The sequence below is a fragment of the Paucilactobacillus suebicus DSM 5007 = KCTC 3549 genome (assembly GCF_001434475.1).
GTDB lineage: Bacteria > Bacillota > Bacilli > Lactobacillales > Lactobacillaceae > Paucilactobacillus > Paucilactobacillus suebicus.
This window is the reverse complement of record NZ_AZGF01000007.1, coordinates 92,563-111,213: the sequence shown is the minus strand read 5'-3', so window position 1 is coordinate 111,213 and position 18,651 is coordinate 92,563. Positions and strand designations below refer to the sequence as shown.

21 protein-coding genes are annotated in these 18,651 nt (G+C 36.2%); 16 read left to right on the top strand and 5 right to left on the bottom strand.

What is annotated here, in order from left to right; genetic code table 11:
* Positions 1–70: 70 nt before the first annotated feature.
* Positions 71–550 carry a hypothetical protein gene (locus tag FD16_RS04695; protein WP_010622452.1) on the bottom strand — a complete coding sequence of 160 codons (480 nt, stop codon included), beginning with the start codon at positions 548–550 and terminating at the stop codon, positions 71–73.
* A gap of 102 nt (positions 551–652) precedes the next feature.
* Here FD16_RS04695 and FD16_RS04690 point away from each other — a divergent pair, with 102 nt between their 5' ends.
* From FD16_RS04690 to FD16_RS04670, 6 genes are all read left to right on the top strand, one after another.
* Positions 653–1,393 carry an MBL fold metallo-hydrolase gene (locus FD16_RS04690; RefSeq protein WP_056938529.1) on the top strand — a complete coding sequence of 247 codons (741 nt, stop codon included), beginning with the start codon at positions 653–655 and terminating at the stop codon, positions 1,391–1,393.
* Positions 1,394–1,685: 292 nt separating this feature from the next.
* Positions 1,686–2,087, top strand: coding sequence for a transcriptional regulator SpxA (gene spxA, locus FD16_RS04685; protein WP_010622451.1), 402 nt, complete (start codon positions 1,686–1,688; stop codon positions 2,085–2,087).
* Between the two features lie 120 nt (positions 2,088–2,207).
* On the top strand, positions 2,208–2,906 hold the full coding sequence (locus FD16_RS04680) for an adaptor protein MecA (protein WP_010622450.1): 699 nt from the start codon (positions 2,208–2,210) through the stop codon (positions 2,904–2,906).
* 142 nt (positions 2,907–3,048) lie between these two features.
* Positions 3,049–3,270: a hypothetical protein gene (locus tag FD16_RS12740; protein ID WP_155804366.1), complete on the top strand. Its 222-nt coding sequence runs from the start codon at positions 3,049–3,051 to the stop codon at positions 3,268–3,270.
* A 103-nt stretch (positions 3,271–3,373) separates the two neighbouring features.
* Complete coding sequence (locus FD16_RS04675; protein ID WP_010622449.1) at positions 3,374–4,216, top strand: homoserine O-succinyltransferase; 843 nt, start codon at positions 3,374–3,376, stop codon at positions 4,214–4,216.
* A 53-nt stretch (positions 4,217–4,269) separates the two neighbouring features.
* A complete protein-coding gene (locus tag FD16_RS04670) occupies positions 4,270–5,349 on the top strand; it encodes a competence protein CoiA (protein ID WP_081479623.1) in 1,080 nt (359 codons plus the stop codon).
* A gap of 52 nt (positions 5,350–5,401) precedes the next feature.
* Here the strand turns inward: FD16_RS04670 and FD16_RS04665 are convergent, their stop codons facing one another.
* On the bottom strand, positions 5,402–6,037 hold the full coding sequence (locus FD16_RS04665; RefSeq protein WP_010622447.1) for a DsbA family protein: 636 nt from the start codon (positions 6,035–6,037) through the stop codon (positions 5,402–5,404).
* Between the two features lie 272 nt (positions 6,038–6,309).
* On the opposite strand from FD16_RS04665, the gene yjbM reads away from it, so the two are divergent.
* Genes yjbM through mgtE form a run of 4 tightly spaced genes read left to right on the top strand, consistent with a single transcriptional unit; the run spans position 6,310 to position 10,072 of the window.
* Positions 6,310–6,990 carry a GTP diphosphokinase gene (gene yjbM, locus FD16_RS04660; protein ID WP_056938528.1) on the top strand — a complete coding sequence of 227 codons (681 nt, stop codon included), beginning with the start codon at positions 6,310–6,312 and terminating at the stop codon, positions 6,988–6,990.
* A gap of 37 nt (positions 6,991–7,027) precedes the next feature.
* The gene (locus tag FD16_RS04655) at positions 7,028–7,837 is read left to right on the top strand and encodes an NAD kinase (RefSeq protein WP_010622446.1); all 810 of its coding nucleotides are present in this window, start codon (positions 7,028–7,030) and stop codon (positions 7,835–7,837) included.
* Entirely contained in the window at positions 7,834–8,712 is an 879-nt protein-coding gene (locus FD16_RS04650; protein WP_010622445.1) for an RluA family pseudouridine synthase, read from the top strand. Before FD16_RS04655 ends, FD16_RS04650 begins: the two co-directional genes overlap by 4 nt.
* Positions 8,713–8,722: 10 nt before the next feature.
* Positions 8,723–10,072 carry a magnesium transporter gene (mgtE, locus tag FD16_RS04645; RefSeq protein WP_010622444.1) on the top strand — a complete coding sequence of 450 codons (1,350 nt, stop codon included), beginning with the start codon at positions 8,723–8,725 and terminating at the stop codon, positions 10,070–10,072.
* 104 nt (positions 10,073–10,176) lie between these two features.
* Here mgtE and FD16_RS04640 read toward each other — a convergent pair whose 3' ends face one another.
* Complete coding sequence (locus FD16_RS04640) at positions 10,177–11,214, bottom strand: lactonase family protein (RefSeq protein WP_010622443.1); 1,038 nt, start codon at positions 11,212–11,214, stop codon at positions 10,177–10,179.
* A 140-nt stretch (positions 11,215–11,354) separates the two neighbouring features.
* On the opposite strand from FD16_RS04640, the gene FD16_RS04635 reads away from it, so the two are divergent.
* The 4 genes from FD16_RS04635 (at position 11,355) to FD16_RS04620 (ending at position 16,399) form a co-directional block, all read left to right on the top strand.
* The gene (locus tag FD16_RS04635) at positions 11,355–12,539 is read left to right on the top strand and encodes an AI-2E family transporter (RefSeq protein ID WP_010622442.1); all 1,185 of its coding nucleotides are present in this window, start codon (positions 11,355–11,357) and stop codon (positions 12,537–12,539) included.
* On the top strand, positions 12,526–13,374 hold the full coding sequence (locus FD16_RS04630; protein WP_010622441.1) for a methyltransferase domain-containing protein: 849 nt from the start codon (positions 12,526–12,528) through the stop codon (positions 13,372–13,374). Before FD16_RS04635 ends, FD16_RS04630 begins: the two co-directional genes overlap by 14 nt.
* A gap of 184 nt (positions 13,375–13,558) precedes the next feature.
* Positions 13,559–14,071 carry a tRNA (cytidine(34)-2'-O)-methyltransferase gene (locus FD16_RS04625; protein WP_010622440.1) on the top strand — a complete coding sequence of 171 codons (513 nt, stop codon included), beginning with the start codon at positions 13,559–13,561 and terminating at the stop codon, positions 14,069–14,071.
* Positions 14,072–14,083: 12 nt separating this feature from the next.
* Positions 14,084–16,399 (top strand): DNA translocase FtsK, encoded by a 2,316-nt coding sequence (locus FD16_RS04620; protein WP_010622439.1) that lies wholly within the window; start codon positions 14,084–14,086, stop codon positions 16,397–16,399.
* Between the two features lie 49 nt (positions 16,400–16,448).
* Here the strand turns inward: FD16_RS04620 and FD16_RS12550 are convergent, their stop codons facing one another.
* Both FD16_RS12550 and FD16_RS04615 read right to left on the bottom strand, forming a co-directional pair.
* Entirely contained in the window at positions 16,449–16,565 is a 117-nt protein-coding gene (locus FD16_RS12550; protein WP_010622438.1) for a DUF4044 domain-containing protein, read from the bottom strand.
* A 66-nt stretch (positions 16,566–16,631) separates the two neighbouring features.
* A complete protein-coding gene (locus tag FD16_RS04615; RefSeq protein ID WP_010622437.1) occupies positions 16,632–17,600 on the bottom strand; it encodes a magnesium transporter CorA family protein in 969 nt (322 codons plus the stop codon).
* 100 nt (positions 17,601–17,700) lie between these two features.
* Here FD16_RS04615 and FD16_RS13325 point away from each other — a divergent pair, with 100 nt between their 5' ends.
* Together FD16_RS13325 and mraZ are read left to right on the top strand one after the other, a co-directional pair.
* Positions 17,701–18,039 (top strand): DUF3397 family protein, encoded by a 339-nt coding sequence (locus tag FD16_RS13325; RefSeq protein WP_010622436.1) that lies wholly within the window; start codon positions 17,701–17,703, stop codon positions 18,037–18,039.
* A gap of 165 nt (positions 18,040–18,204) precedes the next feature.
* Complete coding sequence (gene mraZ / locus FD16_RS04605) at positions 18,205–18,633, top strand: division/cell wall cluster transcriptional repressor MraZ (protein WP_010622435.1); 429 nt, start codon at positions 18,205–18,207, stop codon at positions 18,631–18,633.
* Positions 18,634–18,651: the final 18 nt, after the last annotated feature.

Here is an 18,651-nt window from a genome sequence, read left to right as displayed (position 1 = left end):
AATCTATCAGTACCAAATATTGTAGAACCCTTTTTTGTATATTCATTATTAAGTCTAAGTGAGTGGTTATTTAGCCTGGTTGGTAAGTTCTCTGATAGTACCGATCCTGACTACTATTATAATGACCAAATTTATAGTTTGAGCTTTGTTTCCATGTACTGAGGTCCTTTAAAGTTGGCCAAATCGTGAGGACAATTAGTTCGTTTGATGCGTACTTATTTTCCAGGAGATAAGCTGCAAACATTTTAGCAGGTGGATTGTTTAAAAGACTGGTATTAACTACGGAACGCAAAGCTTTTTGATCATCTGGTTCGAGCTTAAAGAATTCAAAATTTAGTAATCCTCTAAATTCATTATCTCCCACGTGGCCCAATACTTGATACTCAACAGAAGACTGAAAAATTGTTGGTTTATCTGAAATGTCCAACAGTTGTAATTGCTGTTGCGTCGCATTTGATTGTAAAAGTTTAAATTCTCTTTCTGGATGTCGTTTTATGACATCTTGTAAAACGGTTCTACTGCCAAAAGTTGCACTAATACTTTTAATCATGGTACCCAACCCCCTTTATAGTTCTTGACCTCATTATAAGTGTTTAATGGAGTGAATGAAAATGATACCATCAAAGTAAGCAAAATTAATGGAGGTTTTTTTATGAAAATTACAGTAATTGGATTTTATGGTGGTTATCCCTACGCAGGACAAGCTACATCTTCTTACTTGATACAAAGTGGTTCTTATAATTTATTACTAGATTGTGGTAGTGGAGCATTAATTCAACTTGAACGTGTTTTAGATCCTCTCCAACTTGATGCTGTTTTACTTTCACATTACCATGCCGATCACATCGCAGATATTGGAGTTTTGCAGCATTATTGGCAATTACGAAAAGGAGAAAAAAAAGAACAACTACTTCCAATTTATGGACACAAAAACGATTCTGAAAATTTCAATAAGCTAAATTGGCCAAATTCAACAATTGCTAAAGCATATGACCCAGATAAAACTCTTGACCTTGGACCGTTTCAAATAAGATTTATGCCTGTACAACATCCTGTGTCTGCTTACGCAATGAGAGTTGAAGAAGTAAATACTGGAAAGAATTTTGTTTTTACAGCAGATACCAGATATTTTGCAGAATTGAGCGAATTTATTGAAAATACCGATCTTTTAATTTCTGATACAAACTTTTTAAGGGATCCTGATGGACCAAAATGGCACTTAACAGCTAATGAAACAGGTAATTTGGCAAATATATCACATGTTAAACGTTTATTAATGTCGCATTTACCTCAAGACGTTGATCCTCAAAAGCTGATTGAAGCGGCCAGCAGAGAAATTAAACAGTCGATTTTAGTTGAATGTGCAAGTACAAATCAAGTAATTAAATTATAGAATTCACTAACTTTTTACAAGTAGTTTTTACTATTCATATATAATTTTTTTCTTCTTGAATATATTATTTTTTAAATAGTTGTATGCAACCAAATGTTGTATACATAATCTAAATATAGAGTGTTTTTCAAAATATATAATACTAATATAGTAAAAATGTCTTTAAAAAACTTTGACCTTTATTTTTAAAATTAAAAAAAGGTCTATTAATTTTAAAAATTATGGTGTATACTGTAAACATACAAAGGAATTAAATCATGATGACTCATGAGGTTTCAAGGAGGCAATTACTATGGTTACTCTATACACATCTCCAAGTTGCACATCTTGTCGAAAAGCTCGTGCTTGGTTACAAGAACACAATATTCCTTATACTGAACGGAACATTTTTTCTGAGCCTTTAACAATGGATGAAATTAAAATGATTCTCCGTATGACTGAAAATGGGACAGAAGAAATTATCTCAAAACGTTCAAAAGCATTCCAAAAACTTCATGTTGATTTAGATGAAATATCCATGAAAAGTTTGTATAACTTAATTCAAAAGAATCCTGGCCTGTTAAGAAGACCAATTATTATAGATGACAAACGAATTCAAGTTGGATATAACGAAGATGAGATTCGTCGATTCCTTCCACGTGAGGTTAGAGCACTGGAACTTGAAAAAGCACGTCGCAAAGCAAACATGATGTAATTAAGAAATACCTGATGCGATAATATTGTGTCAGGTATTTTTGTCATCAAGAAACTTTACTTTTTGGCAAAAACAGTTAGAATATACAATAAATGTGGATTGAAAGGGGGCGCTTGAATAATGGAGATGGAAAGAATCAACGAGAATACTATTCGTGTATTAATTGGTAATGATGATTTGAGTGCACGTGGTATTACGGTTCTAGATTTGTTAGGGAATCATCAACAAATTGAAAGCTTTTTCTATAGTATTTTGGAAGAAGTAGATACCGAACATCAATTTCAAAATAACGATTCTGTTACTTTTCAAGTATTACCAAACAGAAATGGATTAGAGTTGTTTATTAGTAAAAATGGGGTCGATGACGATGCAATAAGTCAGGAGGATGATGACACGGAGATTCATCGTGATGATATTTCTGAATTCTTAAAGCGCCAATTGGAGCAGACTGATGCTTCTGATAACAAGCGAAAGACAACTGTTCAAACTAACGATGTGAGTGAAGCCCTTGATAATCAGGAACTTGAAAAGAGTACAACCGTTATTAAATTAAAGGACTTTGAAAGCATGATTCAAGTTGCTAAAGTATTGCGTCTTGAAAATGCTGCAACTAATTTATATCTGTACCGCAATGAGTACTATCTTGAAGTAATTTTCTTCGTTGATTCCACGACCCCCGAGACAATTAAAGATGATTTGGCAATTGCCTACGAATATGGAGAGAAGACTAATATTAGTCCTGATATTCTTAATGAACATGGCAAACAGATTATGGAACAATCGGCTTTGGAATTGACACGTTATTATTTTGACAAGTAAGGAAGCATATCCTTTCACATATATTGTGAAGGGATTTTTATTAGAAACAAATTTACTGATTTAATATTTTTAGGCCAACTATGACTGATAAATTGGGATATTGTCAAAATAAATTATATTTGACAATTTTTTAAATGATGATATGATTAAAAGAAAGTTAAGACAAGATGGCATTGAAAAGAAGAGTAGCGGCGCATTACTAATACAGAGAACCTCAGTTGGTGAGATGAGGGCGTGTGATGATCGTTGTGAAGATGGTCTTGGAGCCTGTGAGTTGTGGTGCATGTGTGCTGACGAACCGTTCTGCAAACGATACCTTGCACGAGTATTTGAATTATTGTACTTGATGAGGTGTCGGTTGTGAGGCTGACATAAATATGGGTGGTAACGCGAAACCTTCGTCCCAATCTGCTATTAGATGGCAGGTTGAGACGAAGGTTTTTTATTTTTTATTGGAGGTGTTAATAATGACTGAATTAAAGCAAAAATACGCAAAACGTTATATTTTAAATCAAGCTGGTAAAGAGGCTGATCAGACATTGAACTTACTGGTGTTGAATATTATGCCCAATAAATTGGAAACTGAGGGACAGATTCTTAACCTTAGTGCTGGATACTCAAAGAACTTAAGCTTTACATTTTTGTACCCACAGTCACATCATTTTAAGTCTGATGTTCTTGGTCACTTAAAAAAAACATACGCAACGCTGGATGAAATTGAGGATGAGAACTTTGATGCTTTGATTGTTACCGGTGCTCCCGTAGAAACAATTGACTTTCATGACGTAGATTATTGGGAGGAATTTACTAAGATTGTTGACTGGGCAAAAAGCCATGTGAAGCAAACTTTGTATTTATGCTGGTCTGCACAGGCCGCTTTATACTACGATTATGGTATTGGTAAGCATGCAGTAAACGATAAAATATTTGGTATTTTTGAACATCACGTTGAGACTCAGGATTCTTTGCTGGAGGGACTTGGTGATACTTTCTATCTGCCACATTCACGGCACTCAACAAATTATTCAGAAGACATTTTGCAGCACCCCGAATTAACTTTACTTGCGGATAATAAAAAAATTGGGCCTGCAATTATCATTTCAAAAGATCACCGAAACACTTTTATCACAGGCCACTTGGAATACAACACCAATACATTAGCTAACGAATATTTTAGAGATTTAAATGTTGGAAAAGATATTGAATTACCTGAAAATTATTTTTATGCTAATGATCCTTCACAGCGAGTAATTAATCGCTGGCACGAGACGGGATTACAGATCTTTTCTAATTGGTTAGATCAGATATAAAAGGATAAATTAAAACTACCTCTTTAAGAAGTCATTTTTGGCTTCTTTTTTAGTTGAATTTTCATTCTCAACCGTATCTTTTAGTTAAAGGGAATGAAATTTTGTTAGTTGGATTATGTAATCAAAAATTCGTACTTGCCAGTGCCAAGCTAAAAAAATGTAGTTGTTACTGTCCCGCGTGTGGAGAAAAATTAGTATTAAGATCTGGGAGCATCAAAATTTGTCATTTCGCTCATATTAAGGGAAGTGACTGTTGTTCCAGTGAAGGTGAAACCACAGAACATTTGCAAGGCAAAAAACAGTTGTTGGAGTGGGCTGTAAAAAATCATATTCACGCAGAATTAGAAGTATATCTACCAGAAATTCATCAAAGACCAGATGTGCTATTAACGCGGAATAATGGACAACGAATCGCACTGGAATTTCAGTGCAGTCCATTATCCGTTAAAAGATTACGTGAACGCAATGAAGGATATCAATCAATGAATATAAAAGTTTGGTGGATTCTTGGTTCTCCATACATAAAACGCAAATTAACAAGGCAAAAGATTGCTCAATTTTTACAAATCAGAAATAATAAACCAGTGCTATTGTTTTGGTCAACTAAGCAACAGAAACTAATTTCTAAAATTTATGAAATTGAGCCATTGCAACACCCATCAAAGGAATATAAGTACTCACTAACAAAACAAATTCAATTAATTCAAAAGAAAATTCGAATGAAAGATGTTTCAATAGTTGACTTACAAACATTATGTTATTTAAACCATCGTAATCTTGCTGGTGTACCATTTGCTGCTCATAACTTACGATTAGTGTTCGATCTATTAATTCCAAATGAGTTGCACTGGCGCGTTGATATTTTAATGAAACTAAACTTGATGCCAATCAATTATGCTTGGAATAAAAACCGATGGATGGAACGACTGATTGATTGTGGAAATTGGTTAGATTTTCCCTGCATTTGCACGGCCATAATTAGTCGTTGGCGGTTTGAATTTGTTAGTGCATTCATGGAAGATTTAGCTAAGTATGGCATTATTAAAATCAGCGATACCAGAGTTATGTATATAAACAAAGCAAAGTGGTTTGAAAACTCTGATCAGAAAATTAACCTAGTTAAACAAAAATAGAAGATTTAGTGCAAACAAAAAGCCATTTCTATGGAAATGGCTTTGGATAAAATTATAATACATGTAAATTTGGCTGATGATTATTTGGTAATGAAGCAGCAAATGATTGAACAGAATCACTAATATTTAGTCCATGCTTTTGATACAGGTCTAATAGCGTGTAGTAATCGAAGTTATTTATTAATAACCCATTACTGTCATTACGTGTGTCAAAAACAACGGCTGATGACGGTTGATGAACGCCCATTTCGTTTGCCATTTTTTGATCATCATGGAAAGACTGAAGGGCTAATTTAGATCTTCTGTCTTCCCCAAACATTTCCAAGTCTAACTTAACTTCTTGAGCAACTTCCTCACCCAATTCACGAGAATAGTCCAGTTTATTTCTTACCAACAATCGTTGAAGGTTAACTAAGAATGATCGCCCACGTTTACGTCCTTGAAATAATGCAGCTTTGTAATCCATAATAATTTGAAAAATTGTATCAGATACATTGTTTCTAACGGTCAAATCGTGAAGGTTCAACTTGTGTGATTCCAGGGTGTTGTTAATCGTTTGCATATTAAGCAGTGGTACAAACTGGTAAGCAATTTGCCCATCTAATTCGTTTTCCAATTTTAGCACATCGTCCTCACAACGCATGCAATGGGTTCCCAATGGATTCACAAATAAATATAGCTCAAGCACAATAAATCCTCCTCGACTTACTTGGTGGTTAGTTTAATTTGGTTACTAACTATTGCAAACTAACTCTACCAAAATAACAATAAATTTCAATTTTAATGCTTACAATGAAAATAATATGTATGCCAATACGTAACGCACTAGCATTTGTATTTTGCCAAATAATTGACCAAATGTAAAGTTATTTGCTGTAATTGTTTTTGTAGTGACTTATCACAAGTTATTGGACAATAGGTATGATAAAATGGAGTTTGAAGACGAAAGAAGGCGACACTATGGTAGAAGATTGGCGACATTTTTTGTTACCCTATCAACAAGCAGTGGATGAATTAAAAATCAAACTCAGGGGAATGCGAAAGCAGTTTCAAGATTTGAATCAGCATGCACCCATCGAGTTTGTGACTGGTCGTGTCAAGCCCGTCGATAGTATCAAAGAAAAAATGGTTAGAAGACATATTGAAGAAGACAGATTAGAACAGGATATGCAAGATATTGCTGGTCTAAGAATTATGTGTCAGTTTGTGGAAGATATTTATCAGGTTGTGGATCTGCTTAGAAAACGCAGTGATATGACAATTCTCGAAGAGAGAGACTATATTTCGAGTGCAAAACCAAGTGGTTATCGGTCATACCATATTGTGATTGAATACCCTGTTCAATTAGTAACGGGTGAAAAAAAATTACTAGCAGAAATTCAGGTTAGGACACTAGCAATGAATTTCTGGGCCACTATTGAACATTCTCTTAATTATAAGTATCAAGGTGAATTTCCTAAGGAATTAAGTGCTAGACTTCAACGGTCTGCTGAAGCTGCCTTTAAATTGGACAATGAAATGTCGGAGATTCGTGAAGAAATTCAAGAGGCACAGAACTTATTTTCGTATGGGAAAAGTAATGCGTGGACAAGTCAAGAACACAGTGACCAGGAGCAGCAGGATGACTCAGGTCAAAAGTAAATATCAGCGTTTATTTTAAATATAAGAGGAATAGAGTATGCGAATCGCAATTTATAGCAACCCAACAGGTGGTTCGGTGAAGGTCACTAAGCAATTAAAAAGCAGTTTAGCGGCCGCAAATTTTATATTAGACAACGATCGTCCGGATGTGGTAATTACCGTTGGTGGGGATGGTACGCTATTGTCTGCATTCCACCATTATCGCCATCAGCTGAATCATGTTAGATTTGTTGGTATTCATACAGGACACTTAGGCTTCTATACTGATTGGCGTGATTTTGAAGTTGAAGAACTTGTTGACAGTTTGAAACAAGATACTGGTCAAAAAGTGGATTATCCATTGGTGGATGTTGATATTACATATGTCGATGGCAATGTGAAACATTTTATTGCTTTGAATGAATCAACAGTCAAAAAAGCAGTTAATACACTTGTTTGCGATATTTATATTAAGGGCAAGTTGTTTGAAAGATTTAGAGGAGATGGTTTGTGTATTTCGACTCCTACTGGTTCGACAGGCTACAATAAATCAATTGGTGGGGCCGTAGTCGATCCCAGTTTAGTTGGAATTCAGTTGGGTGAAATTGCTTCGATTAACAATCGAGTATTTAGAACACTTGGATCACCAATAATTGTGGGGAAGGATCAGTATCTTGATTTGGTTCTTCGGACTAATGATCGCTTAATTGTTGGGTGTGATCAAATGCAGGCCCATGATTTGGATAACCCTAAAGAAGTGAGAAAGATACACTACCAAATTTCACAAAGTCATATTTCGTTTGCCAGTTACAGACACACTAATTTTTGGCAACGTGTTGATGAGTCGTTTATTGGTGGATTAAAGTGAAGTTTGAATGGAAGAACCAGCAGGATGAACCAATCAAAATTAGAACATTTTTAGGACAACATGGCGTTAGTCGAGCACTAATTATTGTTGCTAAATACCATGGTGGTGCAATATTGCTTGATGGCAGACCAGCTTACACATCGGCTCTGATGACAAAGGGACAGGTAGCAACCTTAGAGTTGCCAAGTGAAAAAAGCAGTGAAGTTGTGACTAGATGTGATGATCCAATTGATATTTTATATGAAGATGATGATTATCTAGTTTTAAATAAGCCTGCTGGAGTTGCATCTGTTCCGGCCCACCATGTTGAAAGGGCGGATAGCCTTGTCAATCGTGTGAAAGGATATTATGAAAGACAGCAATATGAAAATCAGGTTACACATATTGCAACTCGATTGGATAAAAATACTAGCGGAATTGTGGTATTTCCTAAACACCATTTTGCTCACAGCGTTCTTGACAAGCAGTTAAAGGAACATCGAGTTCAGAAAGATTATATTGCGGTTGTTGAAGGTCGACTCGATGTTAAACACGGCTTAATAGATGCACCAATTGCACGTGATTCAGAATCTTTTGTAAAACGACAGGTTGATCCTAACGGTAAGCCATCCCAAACTGAATATTGGCTGGAAGATAACCTCAGCGGTGCTTCAATTGTGCGAATTAGACTTCATACTGGAAGAACCCATCAGATTCGAGTACATTTTGCATATTTGCATCATCCACTGGTTGGGGATGATATGTACGGAGGGCCCATGTGGCTTAATCGCCAAGCGCTTCATTGTAGCCACATTAAATTTTTTAGTCCATTTAAACAAAAATTTATTCAAATTGATTGTACAGTGCCAGATGATCTGGCTAAAATCGTTAACTGAGGTTGTAAATATGAAACTGACCAGAAATGAACAGACGGATAATATCATAAACGCCTTGAACAAAAAGGATCCTGAACAATTTAGGGATCTTTTTTTAAAACTTCATTTTTACGATCAATCGCAATTATTGATCCTGATGTCTACCCAGCAAAGAAGCTTACTTTATCAATATTTAACACCAAAAGAACTGGGTGATATGTTTGACGAACTTGAAGTTAATGAAGAAAACGGAATTGACTATTTAAATGAAATGCCCACTCGACTGGCTGCCAATGTGCTTAGTGAAATGTATACTGATAATACTGTAGACATGCTGAGCAAGGCTAGTCGAGATGAATTGTCAACTTACTTGAACCTGATGCCAATTTCTGAAAATCATGAAATAAGGCAACTGCTAAATTATGATGACAAGACTGCTGGCGCATTAATGACGACTGAATACATTGCAGTCAACGTTGGTTCAACTGTGGGTCAAACTATGCAAACCATCAGGCAAAACGCTGAGAATGCAGAAATTATTTATTATGTGTATGTTCAAGATGATGCAGAAAATCTGGTTGGGGTAGTGACATTACGTGATTTATTGAGTAATGACAAGCGTGCACAGGTTAAAGAAATTATGAATTCAAATGTGTACCGTGTTTTTGTTGACGATGATCAAGAAGAAGTTGCACAAACCGTTAGGGAATATAATTTTTTGGCGATGCCAGTTGTTAATCGTGCGGGGCATTTACTGGGTATTATTACTGTTGATGATATTATTGACGTCATTGATGAGGAATCGGTTGAAGATTACTCTGGTTTGGCAGGTGTTAACGTTGATGAGCCGGATGATTCTCCGTGGGTTACGGCACTGCATAGATTGCCATGGCTTATTACTCTTTTAATTTTGGGAATGTCCACCGCTAGCTTGATTAGTCATTTTGAGGGACTGGTAAGTGAAGCCAGTGTGCTAGCCGTATTTATTTCATTAATTACTGGAACTGCAGGAAATGCCGGTACTCAGAGTTTGGCTGTGGCCGTTAGAAAACTGTCGGTTAATAATAGTCGCGAAATGGGACGCTTGATTAGAAACGAAGTAGTAACAGGTGTTTTAATTGGCATTGTGACTGCAGTCGTGATTACAGTGATTGTTGGGTTGTGGAAGGGCAATTTTGTGTTGGGGATGGTTATTGGATTTTCAATGGTTGCCGCAATTATTGTCGCCAATTTAGCGGGTAGTTTGATTCCAATATTGATGGATAAAATTGGGGTTGATCCTGCAGTTGCCAGTGGCCCATTTATTTCAACGTTATCTGATTTAACCTCTGTAATGATTTATTTTACGATTGCTAGATTATTCATTGTTTACCTTATGTAGGTTTTGATAATATTTGAATGGCCCAATTAAAAAAAGCCGAGAAATTAACTTTTCTCAGCTTTCATTATTTAAAAAGAGCAAGCAATAGCTAAAGAAGCTGGACGCTAGTTAGCTAACAACCATTTTTTTATGCAAACGCCTTCAGGACAAGCTACATTTTTTTGAACTACTGATAATGTGCCATCCATTGTATTTCGTTCATAAAGTGTTAGATTATCAGTATTCTGGTTGGCACAAATAACAAAATCTTCGTTTTGACTCAATTCAAAATCGCGAGGGAAATCACCTTCTGTGCTGATTGTTTGAACTAATTTAATAGTAAAATCAGATTGAACTTCGAAGACTACTAGGGCATTTTGTCCTCTGTTAGAAGCATAGACAAATTTGCCGTCGTTTGATATATGGATTGCTGCTGCACCATTATGTGTCGTCCAGTCTTCTGGTATTGTTGATATCGTCTGCAGTTTTGTGAATTGCGCATTAGAGTCGTTATATTTGAGCACTTCAATTTTACTACCTAACTCGCCAACTAAATAAGCAATTTTACCATTGGGATGAAAAACAATATGACGTGGGCCAAAACCAGCTTCGCTTTGATACCTTGATTTAGCAATTAATTTGCCATCATTCGATACATCATAAATAAATGTTAGATCCATTCCTAAGTCACAGACTACTAGCCGATTATCTGGCGTAAGGTCGCAGTAGTGAACGTGTGGTTCATCTTGTTCTGGTTTGGGACCCGTCAACCCTTGGTGGGTTACCTTATCTGTTTGAAGCAAAGAGCCATCTGATTGAATTTTAAAGACGGTTACCGTTGATAAATGGTAATTACCGGCATATACAAGTTGACGCTTTTCATCAATACCGATGTAAGCAGGGGCTGACCCGTTACTTAAAATTTGATTGATTTTACTAGCTGGAGTGGCGTTCAAATCAAAGGATGATACGCCACCTTGATTACCGACTTTATCTACACAGTAGCATCGATTAGCATTTGAAATTCCAAGATATGTTGGACTACCTGCCTCAATAATTGGTTCGATATTGGTTAACTCTTTTGAATTGGTGTCCAGAGTTAGCGAATATATGCCCTGACTGCTTTTTTTTGTGTATGTTCCGACCAAAAATTTTTCTGTCAAAACTAATTGCTCCCTTCATCACAATATCAAAATTATGTTCTCTTTAAATATAACAATCAAAAGTTAAGAATGCCAGTCATCGTTTAAGTATGCTAAACTAAAGCCAGTTTATTTAAAGTTGAATCAAACGGGGTGAACATATGAACAAACCTACACAACCAGGTAAACAAGTTAATTCATTTTGGAATTTAATTAGAAGCAGTAGGATTATGAGTGCACTAATTATCGTGCTGTTAATACTGTTAATTTTATTCATGGGGAACCAAGTTTCTTGGTTATTTACCCCTTTAAACGATTTTTTCAGTATTGTTGGCTTACCAATTATTTTGGCTGGTATTTTTTACTACCTACTTAATCCAATTGTTGACCTGCTTGAACATAAAATGAAAATTAATCGAACATTAACGATTACTGGCGTTTTTATAATTGTTATTGCACTACTTGTGTGGGGAGTTTGGAGCCTAATACCCGTTATTAATGAGCAGTTGCAAAGCTTGATAAAATCATTTCCAAGCTATGTTGACCAATTTAACAACGTGATCAATGGATTAGGATCACATCCAATGTTTCAACAGTTTCATAAAGAAGTGGCACACTTCACTGATATGGCTGCTTCAGAGCTTTCTCAAAGGTCAAACGAGTACATTAAAACGACCGTTAATTCACTTGGAAGCGTATTGGGGACTTTAACCACTGTTGCTATTGCACTAATAACAATGCCCTTTATACTGTTTTATTTGTTGAGAGATGGTGATCGACTTCCTCATTATATTGCTAAGTTTGTACCAACCCGACTACAGTCGTCCTTTTTAAATGTTTTAAGCGAGATTAATCATCAGATCAGTAGTTATATTCGCGGTCAGTTAACAGTTGCATTCTTTGTTGCAATTATGTTTTGTTTGGGATATTACGCAATTGGGCTTAAGTTTGCGTTAACAATTGGTATCATGGCCGGCATCTTAAACTTGATTCCTTATCTTGGTTCTTTTTTGGCCATGATTCCAGCTGTAATCGTTGGACTTTTTATTTCACCGTGGATGCTAGTTAAAGTGCTGATTGTTTTTGCTATTGAGCAAACAATTGAGGGACGATTGCTGTCTCCGTTGATCTTGGGTAGTAATTTAAAAGTTCATCCAGTAACTATTATTATTGTATTATTAGCTGCAGGTAAGATGTTTGGTGTAATTGGGGTTATTTTTGGCATACCGGGATATGCCGTTGCAAAAGTTTTAATAACACATTTATTTAATTGGTATCAAACTAATTCAGACTTGTATGAAACAGATGATGGAGATAGTGAGGGAAAGCAGAGTGAAAAAGATTGAAAAAGGACGACAATTTGTTCAGCAACACATAAATACCTTTCGTTGTCCAGTTTGCCATGAACCAATGGAATCAATTGACGGCAATAGTGTTGTGTGTGCTAAAAATCATCATATTGATTTTAACAAACATGGTTATCTTTATTTTCTAAAACAAGGAGCCGGAACTGAGTACGATGGAGAGATGCTATCTGCTAGGCGAAAATTATTGATGAAGGGGCTTTTTAAGCCGATTGTTGAAAAAATTAGTCAACAAATGAACAATACAGACCAAACAATTTTAGACGTTGGGTGTGGCGAGGGAACGCCTCTTAGTCAGTTAATGAGCATCAGAAATAAGCATGACACGGCAATTGGTTTTGATATTTCAAAACCCGGTATCCAGTTAGCAACTCAACTAGATACAAATGCTTTCTTCTGTGTTGCGGACTTAAGACAACTGCCATTTAATAATGCATCATTTGATACATTGGTAGAAATATTTTCTCCTTCTGATTATGGTGAATTTAAGAGAGTACTAAAACCTAATGGCAAGCTTTACAAAGTGATTCCTAATGCTGGTTATTTAGGAGAATTAAGAAATTTACTCTATGATACTGGTGATCATCAGACTTATGACAATTCCAAAGTGTTAAACTTGTTCAAGAGTCATTTCTCAAATGTTAAGGAATTTGAAATTAAGTATCAGTTTGAAATACCCAATGATTTGAAGAAAGAGCTAGTGTTAATGACACCGATGCATTGGGGAAGAGACGCAAAAACACTTACAGATCAAGACTTAGAGGGCTTTAATGAAGTCACCGTGGATGTAACTCTTCTTGAAGCAGAAAATGCGTAAATAAGTAAAGAAAGTTGCATTATTTGTGAACAAGTGGTACATTCTAATGTAGAAATCGTTTGATAATTGACATCGACTTGTTCGTTGGCGATTACCAAGGAGTACTTCATTAAAGCAGCGTTTCGCCGTGCCCACACCGAGACCCTGCTTTTTTATTTTGGACAAAAATTAAGGGGAGTTAAATTTGACTAATCATATTGCGCTTTTTGAGCCATTAATGCCTGCTAATACCGGAAACATTGCTAGAACTTGTGCAGGAACAGATACTGAATTGCATTTAATTAAACCATTGGGATTTTCTGTTGACGATAAGCATATGAAACGTGCAGGACTGGATTATTGGGATAAGGTTAAGATTTCTTATCACGAAAACTTACGTGAGTTCATCGATACCATTCCAGACATAGATAAGTTATTTGTTGTCTCAAAATTTGCAAATAGGGACTATACTGAACCTGATTACTCGGCAGGCGAAGGAGACTATTATTTTCTGTTTGGTAAAGAGACGACTGGGTTACCTGAACCATTTATGCGTCGATATCCTGATAACGCTGTTAGAATTCCTCAAGATGATTCTAAAATTCGTGCGTTAAACTTGTCAAACAGCGCTGCAATCGTTATTTATGAAGCATTACGTCAGCAGAGCTTTCCTAAACTTGAAAGAGTTCATCAGTACGATAATGACAAATTAAAGTAAGGTGTGATTGAAGTGGCTCGTAAAGCTAAAACTACTCCTAGAAGACGAACCAAGAAAAAATCAAATTCATCCAAGTATGATTCCGCGCTAAATAATTTGGGTGGCATAATCATTGTGCTTATGGCTGTTTTAGGGCTGTTTAATCTCGGCGCATTAGGTACATTATTTGCTAATTTTTTTCGTGTGATTGGTGGTCAAACATATCCAGTATTACTGATCATAATGGGATTATATGGGCTTGGGATGGCTTTAAAAGGCCGCTGGCCTAGATTTAAATTGCGCTACATTATTGGATTTTTAATTGCATATGTTGGGGTGTTATTGCTATTCCATGGAGCAATGTTTGAACAATTGAATCGCCATACTGATTTTGCCTCGGTAACTTGGAGCAACCTCAATAGTGACATCATGGCTGGTAGTATTAGCATGCCGGTTGGTGGTGGAATGGTTGGAGCATATTTATATCAACTTTCATATTTTTTGGTCTCTGCACTTGGCACAACAATGATTGCCTGGCTATTTGTGTTGATCGGAGTGGTGGTGTTTTTCAATATTCCGATAACTAAAATTCTAGCAAGCTTTGAGAAATGGGCTAAGCAACTTGGCATGTGGGTGTCTTCTTTAAAAGATCAACAGACACCGCGACAAGAAATGCCGGAAAAGCCTAAGAAAAGTTTACGAGAACGTCGTGAAAAAAGATCGGCTTCTCGGCGAGAAAAACGGGAGCAAAAAGCTGCAAAGAATGTTCCTAATTTCTTTGACGAAGGTGAAAATAATGTTACAACGCCTGTTGAGACTTCCGTTGAACCTCAAAAGCAGGTTGAACCGAAAATTACAGTAGCCAGTGATTCAGAATCCAACAACAATGATGATGACCAAGTCGTAATGAAACCGGCTCAAGAGAGCGAGAATGAAGATTATCAACTTCCAAGTACCGCACTTCTTACGAAAGTTGATAAGGCGGACCAAAGTAAAGAGTTAAATGATATTAAGAAAAATACTCAAACATTGCAGGACACACTGGCATCATTCGGTGTAGATGCGCAAGTGGAAAATGTCAGTTTGGGCCCTTCAGTTACTAAATATGAACTGAGGCCCGCTGTTGGTGTTAAAGTTAGCAGAATTGTTCATTTGGCTGATGATTTAGCACTTGCATTGGCTGCAAAAGATATTCGCATTGAGGCACCAATTCCGGGAAAGTCAATGATTGGGATTGAAGTTCCTAACCGACAGGTTGCAACTGTTGGCTTTCGAGATATGGTTGAGTCTGCTCCGAAAAACAATAAAGTGTTGGAAGTTCCGCTTGGCCGAGCAGTTACTGGGCAGGTGGTTATGGCAGATCTAACCAAAATGCCACATTTATTAGTTGCTGGTGCAACTGGTAGTGGTAAGTCTGTGGCAATTAACGTTATGATTACAAGTATTCTTTTGAAGGCTAAGCCGCATCAGGTTAAATTTTTAATGATTGATCCTAAAAAAGTTGAATTAAGTGTTTATAATGGTATTCCCCACCTGCTAAGTCCTGTTGTCTCTCAACCTAAGAAAGCTGCCAAAGCTTTGGGTAAAGTAGTTGGCGAAATGGAACGTCGATATGAACTATTTGCGGGATTTGGTGTTAGAAACATTGATGGCTATAACAAAATGGTTAAGCAAGAAAACGAAAAGAGTGGTAATAACGATCCGTACTTACCATTAATTCTTGTGATTGTTGATGAATTAGCAGATTTGATGATGACTGTTTCAAATGATGTCGAGGACGCAATCGTTAGAATTGCTCAGATGGGGCGGGCAGCCGGCATTCATATGATTTTAGCCACACAACGTCCGTCAGTTGATGTCATTACTGGACTAATAAAAGCAAATGTGCCTTCTCGTGTGGCTTTTGCTGTATCAAGTGGTATTGATTCTAGAACAATTTTGGACACGAACGGTGCCGAAAAGTTGTTAGGCCGTGGTGATATGTTGTTTATGCCAATTGATCAGAATAAGCCAGTCCGTGTCCAGGGAGCATTTATTTCCGATAAGGATGTTGAGTCGGTTGTTGACTTTATCAAGAAGCAGCAGACTGCAGAGTATGACGAAAATATTGTCGTTAGTGATGAAGAAATTCAACAAGATGAGAATAAAGAAGATGAAGATGATCTCTACCAAGAGGCTGTGGACTTTGTTATTGATCAACAAAAGGCTTCAACTTCGTTAATTCAACGACGATTTAGAATTGGTTATAATCGAGCAGCAAGAATGATTGACGAAATGGAACAGCGAGGTTTAATTGGCCCGGCCGAGGGCTCTAAGCCTCGACAGGTATATAAAGAGAAGAACGATTAAAAAAGATCCGCCAAAAATTTGGCAGATCTTTTTATATTTTTAATATTTATTAATACATAAAGGCCTCAGCAGCTGCGAACAATAAACTGCCAACCATTGAAATAATCATTAGCCAAACCGCAACCATCGTTATTTTTTCAAATACTGAGCGTTTCTTTTTTTTCATTAAAACTTGAGCCGCCTTTCAAAAATCCTCTTTTAAGTGTAACAAATTATTTTCAAAATTCAATCTTTACATGTAATTATGCTTCTTTAAAACGTGTCTGGTAACCAAACATATCACTATTATAATTATCATCAGCCATGTGAACGCAGAAGCAATTTGAGCACCAGGTAAGGAAACATTCATACCGTATATTCCGCCAATAATGGTTGGAATTGTCAGAATAATTGTAATAGATGTTAGTATTTTCATGACATCGTTAAGATTGTTCGAAACAACCGCAGAAACCATGTTACTGTACTGATCAAGGATTTTGCTACGATCATGGCACATCGACAATGCCTGTTTATTTTCGATTAATGTTGACCGATTTAGTTTATTAATATGCTCGTTACTTGATGCCAATAAATCCGACTTATCAAATTCTGTCAATACATCTTCGTTTTGTGTTAGTGAACTGTCAAAATCAATTAACGTTTTTTGCATTGCCATAATCTGATAAATCTGCTCATTTTTGGTGGCACTAGTTAACTGGATTTCTAATTCTTCCATTTGGCTACTAATATCATTCATTGCTAAAACAAAATCATGAGTAATGAACCATAACATATGTGTTAGAAATAGCTGTGGGTTCGAAATAATTTGGTTAAGAGCAGTTTTATGAAGAATAAAATTCTGTATGCATGATGCCGGATGATTGGCAATTGTAATAACAATCTGATCCACAATTATAAAAGCGATTGGAAATGTATTGTATCCTAAATATCCTAGGGGGCTAACTGTATATTTTGGATATGATAGCATCATCATTGTTGGTGAATCTTCAGACTTTAATCCAAATGTTTTCGATGGCTCATTGTCATCAAAAATCGATTCTAAGAAGCGGCGAGAAATGTTAAACTTGTGACTAATTTCGGCAAGATCTTCTTTAGTTGGAGATTCAATATTAATCCAAAAAATGGGATTTTTAACGAACTGCGTGCTATCGTCTTCAACAAGTGATAATTTATTATCAATTTTTGTAAAATATTGTATCATTACGCGGCTCCTTATTTACCAAGTCATTGTATCCTGATAATGTTTTCACTATAATGGTGAGATGTTTAGGCAATTATTTTAAAAATTAGGTGGGTTAGCGATGAACCAATTGGCGCTTCAAATTGTTATCATCATATTAATATCTATAATTATAACCTTTATTCGGCGTGTATTGCATAGATGGTGGCCCAGAGATGCTCGATACTATACTTTTTGGCCAATAATATTAGGATACTATAGTTTAGCAAATTTAACGTGGCTTTGGTTTCCATATGTAATGATTGGTTGGGCACTGGTAGGGATACTGTTGGTAATCGTTCAAATTGCATTTAGTGGTGAACTAATTTATCGACGGTTTTGGCGTTCTTTTTGGCAATTTAGCGTTTTATACTCCATTATAGTTTATATTGGTTCAATTATTTTTATATTAATGGGATAATCCCCCACATTTTATTTACTTCAATAAATGCTGATATAGCAAGGCTTGGTTTAAACTAAGCCTTGCTTATTTTTTTCATTTAAATAATTATAATGAAGCTGTGGTGAATTGTGGTGGATTGTGGTAGACTTTTCTTAAGCGTTAGTTGAAACGGGGTGATTAATCGTGTTTATGGGAGAATATTCACATTCAATAGATACCAAAAAACGGTTAATTATTCCGGCAAAATTTCGTGAAGACCTTGGGTCACAATTTGTAGTGACACGAGGTATGGATGGTTGCTTGTTTGGCTATCCAATGTCTGAATGGCAGGCTTTGGAAGCTAAGTTAAATGAGTTGCCATTAACAAAGAAAGACGCTCGTTCTTTTGTTCGATTCTTTTACTCAGCGGCTACTGAATGTGAAGTTGACAAGCAAGGCAGAATTAATTTACCAAGCACTCTGTGTCAGCATGCAGGTTTGGAAAAGAAATGTATTATCGTTGGGGTTTCTGATCGGATTGAAATTTGGAGTGCAGAACGTTGGAACAACTTTGCTGATGAAGCAGAGGAAAACTTCGATGAGATTGCAGAAAAGATGGACTTTGGTTTGTAGAATGTTGCGGAGGAAAGA

Coding starts and splice junctions, on each gene's coding strand:
- mgtE (WP_010622444.1), top strand. CDS start 8,723: ATGAAACTGACCAGAAATGAACAGACGGATAATATCATAAACGCCTTG.
- spxA (WP_010622451.1), top strand. CDS start 1,686: ATGGTTACTCTATACACATCTCCAAGTTGCACATCTTGTCGAAAAGCT.
- FD16_RS04615 (WP_010622437.1), bottom strand. CDS start 17,600: ATGATACAATATTTTACAAAAATTGATAATAAATTATCACTTGTTGAA.
- FD16_RS04680 (WP_010622450.1), top strand. CDS start 2,208: ATGGAGATGGAAAGAATCAACGAGAATACTATTCGTGTATTAATTGGT.
- FD16_RS04675 (WP_010622449.1), top strand. CDS start 3,374: ATGACTGAATTAAAGCAAAAATACGCAAAACGTTATATTTTAAATCAA.
- FD16_RS12740 (WP_155804366.1), top strand. CDS start 3,049: ATGATTAAAAGAAAGTTAAGACAAGATGGCATTGAAAAGAAGAGTAGC.
- FD16_RS12550 (WP_010622438.1), bottom strand. CDS start 16,565: ATGAAAAAAAAGAAACGCTCAGTATTTGAAAAAATAACGATGGTTGCG.
- FD16_RS13325 (WP_010622436.1), top strand. CDS start 17,701: ATGAACCAATTGGCGCTTCAAATTGTTATCATCATATTAATATCTATA.
- FD16_RS04690 (WP_056938529.1), top strand. CDS start 653: ATGAAAATTACAGTAATTGGATTTTATGGTGGTTATCCCTACGCAGGA.
- FD16_RS04655 (WP_010622446.1), top strand. CDS start 7,028: ATGCGAATCGCAATTTATAGCAACCCAACAGGTGGTTCGGTGAAGGTC.
- yjbM (WP_056938528.1), top strand. CDS start 6,310: ATGGTAGAAGATTGGCGACATTTTTTGTTACCCTATCAACAAGCAGTG.
- FD16_RS04635 (WP_010622442.1), top strand. CDS start 11,355: ATGAACAAACCTACACAACCAGGTAAACAAGTTAATTCATTTTGGAAT.
- FD16_RS04695 (WP_010622452.1), bottom strand. CDS start 550: ATGATTAAAAGTATTAGTGCAACTTTTGGCAGTAGAACCGTTTTACAA.